The sequence below is a fragment of the Pseudomonas sp. QD4 genome (assembly GCF_049199125.1).
Classification (GTDB): domain Bacteria; phylum Pseudomonadota; class Gammaproteobacteria; order Pseudomonadales; family Pseudomonadaceae; genus Aquipseudomonas.
In genome coordinates this window covers 395,691-409,389 of record NZ_JBLZOM010000003.1, presented here as the reverse complement: position 1 = coordinate 409,389, position 13,699 = coordinate 395,691, and the positions used below count along the sequence as shown (strand labels likewise).

The following is a 13,699-nucleotide window of genomic DNA, read 5'->3' as shown; positions in this document are numbered from 1 at the left end:
CGGCACAAGGAGTGGAATATGTCTTTCAATATCGGCCTTAGCGGTCTCTATGCAGCCAACAAGCAGCTGGACGTTACCGGCAACAACATCGCCAACGTCGCAACCACCGGTTTCAAATCGTCGCGCGCGGAATTCGCCGACGTCTACTCGGCCACCAAGCTGGGCAGCGGCAGCAAAGTGATTGGCAACGGCGTGCGCCTGGCCAACGTTTCCCAGCAGTTCAACCAGGGTGACGTGAACAACACCGGCAACGTGCTGGACATGGGGATCCAGGGCCAGGGTTTCTTTGTCCTGAGCAACAACGGTTCGTTGACTTACACCCGTGCCGGTACCTTCAAGACCGACAAGGAAGGCTACGTCACCAACTCCGACGGCACCGCTCGCCTGCAGGGTTACGGTGTGGACGCCAATGGCAAGATCATCAATGGTGTGTTGACCGACCTACGGATCGACACTTCGAACCTGGCGCCCAAGGCGACCACTTCGGTGTCTTCGACCATCAACCTGAACTCGACGTCCGATCCTATCGACGACACGATCGTGGGTAACAAGTTTGACCCGACACTGTCGGCAACCTTCACCAAACAGTTCAGCACGCCGATTTTCGATACCCAGGGCAACGAGCACCGCATGGACCAGTACATGGTCAAGACGGGCGCCAACACCTGGAAGACCTACACCCTGATCGACGGCCGCAACCTGGACGGCAGCTTGCCAACCAAGGATGGCAGTACCACCGATCCGGTCGCTTCGACCATTACTTTTGATACATCCAGCAAGTTGGTGCAGGTCAGTACACCTAACCCGGCTGACGCGACTAAACCCATCATCAGCAACGACCTGAAGTTGACTGGTTGGGTTCCAGGCACCGTGACCAATGGTGTATGGAAATCCAATGGCGCCAGCTCTGGTGGCACGGTATCGGTCTCCCTGGCCAATACCACCCAGTTCAACGCCGATACCGCCCGCTCGATCCCGGCCCAGGACGGCTACGCCACTGGCCAGATCACCAACCTGACCATCGACGGCAGCGGTGTGTTGCTGGCCAACTTCAGCAACAACCAGACCAAGCCGATCGGTCAGATTTCCCTGGCCAGCTTCACCAACGAGCAGGGCCTGCAGCCGGTAGGCGGCACCAGCTGGAAAGAAACCTTCGCGTCGGGCATCCCGGGCTACGATGCGCCACAGACCGGTACCCTGGGTTCTGTGGTGTCGAACTCCCTGGAAGAGTCCAACGTCAACCTGACCAACGAACTGGTCGAGCTGATCAAGGCGCAGAGCAACTACCAGGCGAACGCCAAGACCATCTCCACCCAGAGCACCATCATGCAGACCATCATCCAGATGACCTGATGCTGGCGGGCTGATCATTCAGCCCGACTCGCCACGAAAAGCCCTGCCGGTTCATGCCGGCAGGGCTTTTCTGTTTTGGGGCTGGGCAGGGCGCAGTGGCGAGCGGCGGCGCGACAGACAATTGTCATATTCAGCGACTACATTGCTGGCACTCGCCAACAGGGAACGTGCCCGAATGAATGTTTTTCTTGATCTCCTGCCGATGCTGTTCTGCGGCATGACCTTCGCCTGGGTGTGCCTGGGATAGCGCGGGTTCGGGCCGCTGTAGCCGCTGCCGCCAGGCTCGGGCCGCGTTCGGACGCTGGCCCTTTTAGACGGCGCAGTTTTCCCTGATGTAATCCAGTGCCTGATAGGGGCAGTGCAGCCTCGTCAAGCTCGGCAGCGGCTACAGGCTGGGTCAGGGTTGGAACTCTACGTTCAAGGTGCGGCTAGTGCTGCGGCCCTGGTCATCGGTGACTCGCAGTTGATAGCTGGCGGACCTTTGTGGTCGCCAGGTGAGGCTGACCTGGGGTGGGCCCTGGCCGATCAGGGTCTGGTCGGCGAACCAGTACAGCCGGCGTGCGTCACTGGCGGCGTTGGCGCTCAGCTGGATGTTTTCTTCCGGCCGCGACAGGCGCAGGTTGTAGGTCACCTGGGTCAGCGGCGAGCGTATTTGTGGCGCCTCGCTCTGATCGGCATTGCGCTCGGGCTGGCAGGCCTTGAGCACATTGGGCACTGCGCGCCTTGGCAACCCCGCGGCGCGGTATAGCCGGCGCACATCGCTGGGCCAGAATTCGAAGACCTCCTCGCGGGTGTACTGCGGATCAAACGGCGGGCAGGCGGCCTTGCCGGTGCGGGTGTCGATCAGCACCGGGCGATGCAGGTTAGACACCCGGATCGGTGATACGCCGGGGATGTACCAGGTCTTGCGGGTTTGCGGGCACCAGCGGTTGGGCAGTTCGCCCGAGGCGCTGCACACCTGGATCCGCGTCAGCCCGGGCGGTGGTTTGTCGGCGCGCTCGGCGACCGTGGGCAGGGCCAGCGGCAGGGCGTCGGCGATCCTGAAAAACAGCGGCCCTGCGGTCTTGGCCCCAATGAATTGCGGGTTGGGCCGGCCGTCGAAATTGCCGACCCACACCACCAGCACATAAGGCCCTACCAGCCCGGCGCTCCAGGCGTCATGAAACCCCCAGGAGGTGCCGGTCTTCCACGCGGTGCGCCAATGCCGGCCGCGGCTGTCGGCCGGCAGCCCATCCGGACGCGGGTTGTGGCGCAGCATGTCGCGCACCATAAAGCTCGCTTGCGGGCTGAGCAGTTGCTCGCCGCTGCCGGTCGGCTGCTGGCTCAGGTAACGCAGCGGTCGCAGGTGGCCGTCACCGGCCAGCATCAGGTACAGCCGGGCCAGTTCCTCCATGCTCATCTCGCCGCCGCCCAGGGCCAGGGCCAGGCCGTAATGCCCTGGCGCGCGCAGCCCCTTGACGCCGGAGCGTTGCAGCAGGTCGTAGAGGGTCGGGGTTTTCAGCTGGCTGGCGAGCCATACAGCCGGAATGTTGCGACTGCGGATCAACGCCTCCTGCGCGTTCAGCGGGCCGATGAAACTGCCATCGAAGTTCTCCGGCTGGAAGTAACCGAAGTTGCTCGGCATGTCCCTGAGGATGCTCATGGGGTGGATCAGCCCCTGGTCGATCGCCAGCCCATAGAGAAACGGCTTGAGGGTCGAGCCCGGCGAGCGTCGCGCCATCACGCCGTTGACCTGGCCCTGGATCGGCAGCGAGAAATAGTCGGCCGAACCGACCAGGGCCTTGACGCTCTGGTCGCGGGTATCGAGCAGGATGGCGGCCGCATTGTCCACGCCGAGGTCGTGTTTTTCGCCGATGTAACCCTGGATCAGGCGCTCCAGCAGGCGTTGCAGAGGCAGGTTGAGGGTACTTTGCAGCTCGCTGCCGGCGTGGGCGGCCAGCAGTTGTTCGCTCAGGTGCGGCGCAAGAAACGGCAGTTGCTGACGGCTGCGGGCTTCCAGGGGCAATTCCAGCAGGCTTTGATTGCGTGGGTCATCCGGATAGGCCTCGCGCCAGGCAGCCATCAGGCGCAGCCGGGCCTGTTGCAGGTCGGCGGTGAAGGCCGCGCGGCGGTTGGGTTGTTGCGGAATCACCGCCAGGGCCAGGGCTTGCGACAGCGAGAGCTGGGCTGCCGGCCTGGCGAAGTAGACACGGCTGGCCGCCTCGGCGCCTTCGATATTGCCGCCCATGGGCGCCAGATTCAGGTAGGCCTCGAGGATGTCGTGCTTGCTGTAGCGCGCCTCCAGCCACAGGGCCAGCACCATCTGTTGCAGCTTGCCGGGAACCTGTCGGGTGTTGAGGTCATACAGCCTGCGCGCCAGTTGCATGCTCAGGGTCGAACCGCCCTGGCGCAGCCCGCCGCTGTAGGTGGTCAGCGCAGCGCGCAACAGCGCCGGCGGGTTGACCCCGGGGTGGTAGTAGAAATTGCGGTCCTCCTTGAGCAGGAGGGCCTGCACCAGTGACGGCGAGATGCGCTCCAGAGGCAACCACAGACGGTATTGGCCATCGCTGGCCAGGGTCATGCGCAGCAGTGTGCCATCCTCGGCCAGCACCACTCGCGACGAAGGCGCCGCCTGTTGCAGCGGTGCATGGGGCCACAGCCGCAGCAGCCCCAGGCCGATTGCCCCCAGCAGCAGGCCCTTGAACAGCGGTTTTAAGCGCTGTCCAAGGGGCCTGCGTTGGGGCTGGGGCTCAAGGTTTGACGATTTCAAGCTGGCCTACCTTGCCACGTCCTTGCAGGGTTGTCTGGTAGAGCCCTTCGGCATACGCCGGCGGGGTGTTGAAGGTCCCGGCGTTGGTCGCGCGCACTCGGTAGACAAAGGTCGCGGCGTCGCGCAGCACGGTGCCGTAGAACACCACACGGTCATCGCGCACATCAATGTACTCCGGCTGCCAGTTGCTCAACTCGCTCTCACCGACCGGCGCTTGCCAGGATTCCTCGTCGTCATCGCCGGACGATTGCTCCTGGTCTTCATCCTCCTCGTCGCGCTGCTTGGGCTGCGGCGGCAGGCGATAGACCGGCTCGACGCCACCTGGCAACAGGTCGACCACGGCCACTTGCTGCACCTGGTCATGTTCGGTGGCCCGCAGGCGCAGGCGCACCAGGAACTCATCGCCCACGCTGACCTGGGTCACCGGCTGGCCCTTGAGGTCGAGGTAGTCATGGATCACTTCCAGGCCATTGCTCAGGGGCTGGGTGTTGGCGCCGCGATCGAAACCGGCTTCGCTGAGCATGTAGAACGCGGCAGGACCGGAGGACTTCTCCAGGAGCAGCTTTTCAGTGGCCGCCGGCACCGCACTGCGCGGTGGCTGGCCGACCATGTTCAGCAATTGCTGGGACTTGTCGTTGAGCCAGGCGCTGGCCTTGAGGTGCATGCCGCTCTCGGCGCGCTGCCCGTAGTTGTCCAGCGCCCGCAACAGCAGGGCGGCCGACAGTGAGTTGTAGCGCTGCTCGTTGAGACGCTTGCCGAGTTTATCCAGCAACTCGAGCGGCACATCGTCCACCAGGTCGGGGAAGTGTTTGCTCAGCAGGTGCAGGTGTTCGGCATCGTGCACCAGGGGGTCGTAATACAAACCGTCGCTATCCCAGCGGTCGTTCAGGGTGCGCCAGGGAAGCTTGCGGAACAGCCGATCGGCCAGGCGATCCTGTTTCAGGAGCTTATAGCTGGCCGCCAGGTAGGCCGCGCCCAGGTCGTTCTGCCAGGTATCGCGGTGATAGGTTTCGTAACGCTCGCGGATATCGCTCAGGGCACCGCTGACCAGGATCCCCTGGCGGCTCAGCAGGTAGCTGGCGTAGGCGCGGTTGCGCAATTCCTGCAGGCCTTCGCTCGGACCGTTGGCGATCTCGGTCAGGTAGGCATTGGCCCGCTCCAGCAGGTCGCCGGGCACGGCCAGGCCGCGTTCGCGGGCTTCGATCAGGAAGTCGGTGGCGTACAGGCTGGCATAGGGCGTGACCTGTGGGTTGGCAGCCCACAAGCCGAAGCCGCCGGCCTGGTTCTGCCGTTGGCGCAGTACCCGCAGCAGGCCGTCGAAGCCCTGTGTGGATGGCACGCTCGCTTGCGCATCGCGCCAGATCAGCGCTGGCATGGCTTTGGACACCAGTTGCTCAGTGCAGGCGTAGGCGTAGTCGTCCAGGTAGTGTTTCAGGCCGTCGGCCCATACCAGTGGCGACGCGGCAACACCCACTTGGACATTGCGCAACTCGCTGAACAGATTGCGGGTCGGCAGCAGTTCCTGGCTGGCGCCTTCAAAGCGGCCGAGGGTCAGGGCCACCCGGTGTTCGCTCAAGGGGCGGACCGAGGTGGTTTCCGCGACCTGGATTCGTTTGCCGTCGGGCAAGACCGCGATAAAGCGCAGGTCGGCGGAACCGAGGTTTTCCAGGACCTTGATCCGGAACTGCGCCACGCCTTCCTTGCGCGGTTGCAGTTGCAGCGTGCTCCCGGGTTCGCCTTCGACCTGCAGTCCGGCGCTGGTTTGCAGCTCGAACTTCACGGCGGTATCGACTTCCAGGTTGCTGAAGACCCCAGCGCTGACCGTGAAAATATCCCCAGGGGCGACAAAGGCCGGCACGTTCGGCGTGATCACCAGCGGGCCGCGCACCTCGCTCGCGCCTTCACTGACGCCGACGCTGTTGGCGTCCACCGCCACGGCGAACAGGTGCAGCTTGCCGTTGAAGTTGTCCGGCAGTTGGTAGTGCAGCACGCTTTCGCCCGCCGGCAGGTCCACCACCCCCGACCACCAGGCCACAGGCGGCTGGTGCTTGCGCTTGAACGGGTTGAGGTGCGACGCCAGGGCGCCCTCGGTGTCGCCACCTGGGGCTGCGCCACTGAGCAGGCGGCTGAACTCCGGCAGGATCAGGTCGAGGATCTGGCTGGTGCCGACTTCCAGGGCACGTTTCTGGAAGAAGAAGCCCAGCGGGTCGGGCGCCTTGTAGCGCGCAACCTGCAGGATGCCTTCATCGACCGCATAGATCACCGCGCGGGTCGGCCGGTCGTTGCTGACCTTGATATCCAGCACTTGCCCCGGTTCGATCTGCGCCGGCCCTTCGACTTTCAGCGGCATGCGGCGCGCGTCGAGGTTGATGCTGAAGGGCACCACACCATAGGACAGCGGGCTCATGTAGACCTCGGACGAGCCGATGTCACGCACGAACTGCACGTTGACGTAGGCGTTGCCCTCCAGGCCCTTGGGCACCCGAATGTGCTGCACGCTGTTGGTGCTGTCGGCCTTGAACCACTGCTGGCTGTAGACCTTGTCGCGCTCGATGGTGATCAGCCCGGCGCCGGTGTAGGGCGCGCGAATGCTGATGGCGATCTCGTCGCCGCTGGCGTAGCTGCGTTTGTCGAGGCGCAGTTGCAGTTCGGCGTTGCGTTCCAGGGAGCGCGAAGTGTTGCCTTTGCCAGCGACGCTGTAGTCGATCTGGTTGAGCAGGTTGCCGTTGGCATCCTTGAGTTGCAGGGTGAAGTCCCCCGGCGTCTGGGTGTCCAGCACCTGGGTCGCGCCCTGCTCGGTGAGCGTCAGCGGCGAGGCGGGTTGAGCCGTGTCCTTGAGGCGTGACTCGTACTTGTAGGTGCCATTGGCCTGCTTGACCAGCACCGACACGTAGCGGTGCTCGATCACCTGGCTGACCAGGCCTTCAACCGCACGCGGGCTCAGGTCCGGCCCGACAGCCAGCCATTGCACCTGGCGCGCCGTGCCCTTGGCCACGTAGGACAGCGAGTCCTGGCTCTTCACCCCGATCAGGTAGGGCGCCGAAGACACCAGCAACGAACTTTGCGCCGCCACATTGCGCCCACCCTCGGCCTCGTACACCTGGGTCAGGACCTGCAGGCGGTAGGTGCTGTTGGCAAAACGCTTGAGGTCCAGGTCGAGCACGGCCTGGCCATTGTCGTCGGCGGTGGTTTCCGCCAGGTCTTCGCTGCTGGCTTCAGTCAGCGAGTCGTTGAGGCGGAAGCGGTACTCAGGGTAACGCTCGAACCCCGCCAGTGCCGGGTTCAGCGACAGGTTGGCGGTGATCCGCCGCCCTGCGGCCGGCGCGCCGAACAGGTGCAGCGCCGTGACCTTGGCCTCGACCTGATCCGGCGCGATCCAACCGGCGACCGGGGTGTCGTGCAGGCTCAGGCTGACCTTCAGGCGGTCGGGCTCGAAGTCGCGGACCTTGAAATTGACGCTGCCCAGGTGGGTACGCAGTTGTTTGTCGCCAATCAGTTGCAGGGTCGCGGTGTAATCGCCGGCCGGCGCTACGTCGCTGCTGGCAAAGTCGTAGCTTTCAAAACCGCTGGAGGACAGCTTCAGGGGCTCGCGCACCACCGTCAGGCCCCGTGGGTCGGTGATCAGCAGTTCGACCGGCAGGCCCTGCAGGGCACCTTTCCAGTCGCCACTGCGCACGATCATGCCCAGGTGTGCGGTCTCGCCCGGGCGGTACAGGCCCCGGTCGCTGAACAGGTAGGCGCTCAGGCGGTTGCTGGTGCCGTCTTCCTGCAGGCCGCCGACGTCGAAGCGCGACAGGTCCAACTGTTGCGACTGGCGGGCGATCGGCAGGAATGACTGATCGTTGCCGCGGGTCACCACATACATCAGCGGGGTTTTCTCGCGTCGCAGCTCGTCGAGCTTGGCGAAGTGCGCGTGACCCTGGGCGTCGGTCTTGCCACTGCTGACCGGCAAACCGTTGCGTCCGATGATCTCGACCTGGGCCTCGGCTACCGGCAGGCCGCTGCCGATGGATTGCACGTACAGGTCATGGCTGCCGTCGCTGGAGCGCTTGGCGATGATGCCAAGGTCCGTGACCACGATAAAACGCAGGTCATTGGTCGCGCTTTGCGAGTAGCCGTCGAAGGTACGCTGGCTCGGTTGGTCCTGGGCGCTGAGCTTGAGCACGAAGATCCCGCGGCGACCGCCGTTGGCGCTGAGGTAGCTGCCAAGGTCGACGTTGTCGTATTGGGTCTTGGACGGATCGCTGGCGGACAGCGGGATGTCCAGGGACTGGCGCTCGACCATGCGGTCGAAATAGTCATTGGCAAAGTTGGGGCGGGCAAAGCTGCCGCTGCTCTGGTCGACCAGGTGTTGCAGCTGGTTGGGCAGGACGCGGGCGATCTCTACGTGGGCGCCGGGCACGCCACGGGCCATGAAACCTACGCGTTTTTCACCGGTGAGGCTGAGCAGGGCACCGTCGGACAGAAAACGCAGGGTGCGCGGGTAGGCCGGCATGCTCAGCAATGAGGTTGTAGGGTTTTTCGCCAGGTAGCCGCCAATCGCCTCGATCCGCGCCGGGATTTGCACATAGAGGGTGCGCCCCGCGGGTGCCTTGAACTTGAAGGCGTGCTCGGTATTGAGCGGCTCGACACTGGGTACATGGCTGAGCTTGATCGGTTGCGAGCGGGCCAGCAGGGCTTCGTCGATGTCCTTGGCGTACCAGGGGGCGAGGTCGTCCTGGGGTTTTTCCGGCAGCAGCCAGGCCTGGACCTTGCCGGCAATCGCCTCGTCGGCCACGGCGCTGGAGCTGGTGAACATCAGCACCGGCTCGGGTTCGCCGCGATCATTGTCGGCGAAGTTGATTTCGCTGTTGCTGAAGGTCAGCCGATAGCGACCGGGCACCGTCACCAGGCGGGTTTGCGAGGAAGGGGTGGCGTTGCCGCCCAGTTGAGACTTGACCCCTTCGCCGAGGGTCAGACTGATCTGGTTGGTTTCCAGTGGCGTGGCCAACGCCGCAGAGCGGATATAGGCCTGCAGCTTGAAGGCGTCGAAGCTGATCTCGGGCTGATTCGCGGCTTTTGGGTCGCGGTATTGCAGGCCGGTGCCGAGGGAGAACTTGATTCGTTTGCGTACGCTCTCTTCATCCACCGGGTGGGTGAACCTGAAGGTGGCGACCTGCTGTTTCAGGCTGGCGTCGACCGGGTCCTGATACAGCTCGTTCTGAACCAGGGTGGCGCTGAATGCAGGGGTGGAAAATGTGTTGCTGTACTGGCTCAACAGCACGCCATCGGCCAGCAGCTTTTTCTTGGCCAGCTCGACGCTGTATTTGGCGTCGATCGGCCAGTCCTGGTCCGGGGTGAATTGCAGGGTGCGGTCCTCGACCCAGCGCCAGCTGCCGGCGACTGTCGGGCTCAGGGTGATGCCTTCGGTCACGGGTTGATTGATGGCTTCAAGGGGCGCCACCGATTCATTGAAGCGGATACGCAGGGTGTCGATCAGCAGCGGCTGCCGGGTGTAGTCGGTCAGGCTGGGGCCCTGCACGCTGTAATGCACGGTGTGCGGTTGCGGCAGGTTGGAGTACCAGTGCCAGCCATACAGGCCGCCGGCACTCAGCACGGCGAGGGTCGCGATGCCGGCAGCAAATTGCCGTGGGTAGGCCTGGACCTTGCGCCCGATGGCGGTCAGGCCTCGTCCCAGTGCAGGGATCAGTTTGCGCAGCCAATAGGGCGGGCGCCATTGGCCAAGAAGGCTTTGCGCCAGCCACAGGGTCAGCCCGAACAACAGGCGTGCCACGGTTGATAAAACGCCGAAAAGGCGGCGCGCTGCGTCCCTGCACCTGGCAAACATTGCAAAAAATCCCTGAAGTTGAATGGCGCGCCATCTTACACCTGAACACCGCCACAAACCGTGGTTTAAGCGGTTGTCACCGGTAAATTGCAAGCAAAAGAAAACCCCCGATAAACCAGAGGTCTATCGGGGGTTCGGTTCAAGCGCCTGGCGGCGCTCAAAGGTTCAGCTTATTGGCAGGCTTCGCAATCCGGCTCGTCGATGGCGCAAGCCTTCGGCACTGGAGCGGGACCTGCTGGAGCGGCCAGGACCGAGTCATCACCGTGGTTGCCGCTGGAAACAGCGTTCAACTTGCTGGTGCTGATGGTGGACTTCTCGGTGCTGGTCGCGGCCAGGGCACGGAGGTAGTAAGTGGTTTTCAGGCCACGGTACCAAGCCATGCGGTAGGTCACGTCGAGCTTCTTGCCCGAAGCGCCGGCGATGTACAGGTTCAGGGACTGAGCCTGGTCGATCCACTTCTGACGACGGCTGGCGGCGTCAACGATCCACTTGGTGTCCACTTCGAAGGCCGTCGCGTAGAGCTCTTTGAGTTCTTGCGGGATGCGCTCGATCTGCTGCACCGAACCGTCGTAGTACTTCAGGTCGTTGATCATGACCGAGTCCCACAGGCCGCGGGCTTTCAGGTCGCGAACCAGGTACGGGTTGATCACGGTGAATTCGCCCGACAGGTTCGATTTCACATACAGGTTCTGGTAGGTCGGTTCGATCGACTGCGATACGCCGGTGATGTTGGCGATGGTGGCGGTCGGTGCGATGGCCATGATGTTGGAGTTGCGAATGCCTTTCTGCACACGGGCGCGAACCGGTGCCCAGTCCAGGGATTCGTTCAGGTCGACATCGATGTACTTCTGGCCACGTTGCTCGATCAGGATCTGTTGCGAATCCAGCGGCAGGATGCCCTTGGACCACAGCGAACCCTGGAACGTCTCGTAGGCGCCGCGCTCGTCGGCCAGGTCGCAGGAAGCCTGGATCGCGTAGTAGCTGACCGCTTCCATGGACTTGTCGGCGAACTCGACCGCAGCATCCGAACCGTAAGGAATGTGCTGCAGGTACAGCGCGTCCTGGAAGCCCATGATGCCCAGTCCCACTGGACGGTGCTTGAAGTTGGAGTTCTGCGCCTGTGGCACCGAGTAGTAGTTGATGTCGATCACGTTATCGAGCATGCGTACGGCGGTGTTCACGGTGCGTGCCAGCTTGGCGGTGTCCAGCTTGCCGTTGGTGATGTGGTTCGGCAGGTTGATCGAGCCCAGGTTACAAACGGCGATCTCGTCCTTGTTGGTGTTCAAGGTGATCTCGGTGCACAGGTTCGAGCTGTGGACCACGCCCACGTGCTGCTGCGGGCTGCGCAGGTTGCACGGGTCCTTGAAGGTCAGCCATGGGTGGCCGGTTTCAAACAGCATGGACAGCATTTTGCGCCACAGGTCTTTGGCCTGGATGGTCTTGAACAGCTTGATCTTGCCTGGGTACTGGGACAGGGCTTCGTAGTACTCGTAACGCTCTTCGAAGGCCTTGCCGGTCAGGTCGTGCAGGTCCGGCACTTCGGACGGCGAGAACAGGGTCCACGGGCCATCATCGAAGACGCGCTTCATGAACAGGTCAGGGATCCAGTTGGCGGTGTTCATGTCGTGGGTACGACGACGGTCATCACCGGTGTTCTTGCGCAGCTCGATGAACTCTTCGATGTCCATGTGCCAGGTTTCCAGGTAGGCACAGACAGCGCCTTTGCGCTTGCCACCCTGGTTTACGGCAACGGCGGTGTCGTTCACTACTTTGAGGAACGGAACCACGCCTTGGGATTTGCCGTTGGTGCCCTTGATGTACGAGCCCAGTGCGCGCACCGGAGTCCAGTCGTTGCCCAGGCCACCGGCGAATTTAGACAGCATGGCGTTGTCGTGGATCGCGTGGTAGATGCCCGACAGGTCGTCCGGCACGGTGGTCAGGTAGCAGCTCGACAGCTGTGGACGCAGGGTGCCGGCGTTGAACAGGGTCGGGGTCGAAGCCATGTAGTCGAAGGACGACAACAGGTTGTAGAACTCGATGGCGCGGTCTTCGCGTTGTTTCTCTTCGATCGCCAGGCCCATGGCCACGCGCATGAAGAAGATCTGTGGCAGTTCGAAACGCACGCCATCCTTGTGGATGAAGTAACGGTCGTACAGGGTTTGCAGGCCCAGGTAGGTGAACTGCTGGTCGCGCTCGTGGTTGATGGCCTTGCCGAGTTTTTCCAGGTCGAACTCGGCCAGGACCGGGTTCAGCAATTCAAATTGAATGCCCTTGGCGATGTAGGAAGGCAGTGCCTTGGCATACAGGTCGACCATCTCGTGGTGAGTGGCGCTTTCGGCTACTTCGAGGAAGCTCAGGCCTTCGGCACGCAGGGTGTCCATCAGCAGGCGAGCGGTCACGAAGGAGTAGTTCGGCTCACGCTCGACCAGGGTACGGGCGGTCATCACCAGGGCGGTGTTGACGTCCTTGAGGGCCACGCCGTCGTAGAGGTTCTTCAGGGTTTCGCGCTGGATCAGGTCGCCGTCGACTTCTTCCAGGCCTTCGCAGGCTTCGCTGACGATGGTGTTCAGGCGGCCCATGTCGAGCGGCGCCATGCTGCCATCGGCACGGGTGATGCGGATCGATGGGTGAGCCTGCACCGGCTCTTCGCTGGTGGAACGCACGGCGCGCTCTTTGGCGCGCGAGTCGCGGTAGATCACATAGTCGCGGGCCACTTTCTGCTCGCCGGCACGCATCAGGGCCAGTTCGACCTGGTCCTGGATTTCTTCGATGTGGATGGTGCCGCCCGATGGCATGCGGCGCTTGAAGGTCGCGGTGACCTGTTCGGTCAGGCGGGCCACGGTGTCGTGGATTCGCGACGAAGCGGCAGCATTGCCGCCTTCAACTGCAAGAAACGCTTTGGTGATAGCGACGGTGATTTTGTCATCGGTGTAAGGAACGACAGTGCCGTTACGCTTGATCACGCGCAGTTGGCCGGGCGCGGTGGCGGACAGATCCAGATTTGAATCAGCGGCCTGCGGCGCGGTGCCCTGCGGGTTCTCGCGAGTTGTGTCGGTTTGCATGGGTGTCTCCACGTTCTCTATGTTTGTTTGGGCACCATCACGGTGCCCACCGTTCCGTCCTGAAGCACTACAACCGGCATGGGCCGGGCATAACCACTTCGGGACAGTTCAGGAAGGGGGCTGTTGGCGCCGCTTCCATGCCGAAGTCTTGGGTCCCGAGCTTTTGGCTCAAGCACCTGTTCCTGATGGATGACAGTCTGTGACTGCAACACCCGTACCGTTTTCCCCTGTGGCAGGTTGGAAAACAGTAGCCATCCGCACGCGCGGTCTTGGTCTTCTAAAAAAGCGATTGGTTCACCAAACTTGGGCAAGAAAAGGGCTTGAGTTTCTTGTCTGATTTGTGTTTGGTTTTTTGCGCAAAACCCTAGATGTAGGGTTTTTTTTGCGCCGGGCTACAAGATAATGCGTTTTTGGGGGTGAATGCAATGTACAGCCTGTGGATAAGGTTGTGCGTAAATTGTGTATGAAAGCCGCAAACCTCATGCAGGCCGCAGTAGGCCTGGATCAAACCGTTTGTCACTGTTTTTTACCGCAGGAAACTGTCCTGGGCGGATTTTTGCGGGCGCGAACCCTATCACAAAAAAGGCCGCTGTCCGAACCGATTTTCCTCCTTGTGTTCACCTGCCTGGCCATTGCTACAATCGGCCGCGCTTTAAGCAGTCTTATCCACCTCAAACATTACAAAAAGACGGGTGGATCCTTCCTGAA

4 protein-coding genes are annotated in these 13,699 nt (G+C 62.6%); 1 reads left to right on the top strand and 3 read right to left on the bottom strand.

Going from position 1 to position 13,699, the window contains the following annotated elements:
• The first annotated feature begins 18 nt into the window (after nt 1-18).
• Nucleotides 19-1,353, top strand: a complete 1,335-nt coding sequence (gene flgE / locus ACOZJV_RS22185; RefSeq protein WP_421548515.1) for a flagellar hook protein FlgE — start codon at nt 19-21, stop codon at nt 1,351-1,353.
• Nucleotides 1,354-1,750: 397 nt separating this feature from the next.
• On the opposite strand, the gene pbpC is transcribed toward flgE, so the two are convergent.
• The 3 genes from pbpC to ACOZJV_RS22170 all read right to left on the bottom strand — a co-directional run bounded on the left by pbpC (nt 1,751) and on the right by ACOZJV_RS22170 (nt 12,991).
• A complete protein-coding gene (pbpC, locus tag ACOZJV_RS22180; protein ID WP_421548514.1) occupies nt 1,751-4,102 on the bottom strand; it encodes a penicillin-binding protein 1C in 2,352 nt (783 codons plus the stop codon).
• Nucleotides 4,083-9,929: an alpha-2-macroglobulin gene (locus ACOZJV_RS22175; RefSeq protein ID WP_421548513.1), complete on the bottom strand. Its 5,847-nt coding sequence runs from the start codon at nt 9,927-9,929 to the stop codon at nt 4,083-4,085. The genes pbpC and ACOZJV_RS22175 overlap by 20 nt, the downstream gene beginning before the upstream one ends.
• A 170-nt stretch (nt 9,930-10,099) precedes the next feature.
• Nucleotides 10,100-12,991 (bottom strand): ribonucleoside-diphosphate reductase subunit alpha, encoded by a 2,892-nt coding sequence (locus tag ACOZJV_RS22170; RefSeq protein ID WP_020295649.1) that lies wholly within the window; start codon nt 12,989-12,991, stop codon nt 10,100-10,102.
• Nucleotides 12,992-13,699: the final 708 nt, after the last annotated feature.

Coding starts and splice junctions, on each gene's coding strand:
- ACOZJV_RS22175 (WP_421548513.1), bottom strand. CDS start 9,929: ATGTTTGCCAGGTGCAGGGACGCAGCGCGCCGCCTTTTCGGCGTTTTA.
- flgE (WP_421548515.1), top strand. CDS start 19: ATGTCTTTCAATATCGGCCTTAGCGGTCTCTATGCAGCCAACAAGCAG.
- ACOZJV_RS22170 (WP_020295649.1), bottom strand. CDS start 12,991: ATGCAAACCGACACAACTCGCGAGAACCCGCAGGGCACCGCGCCGCAG.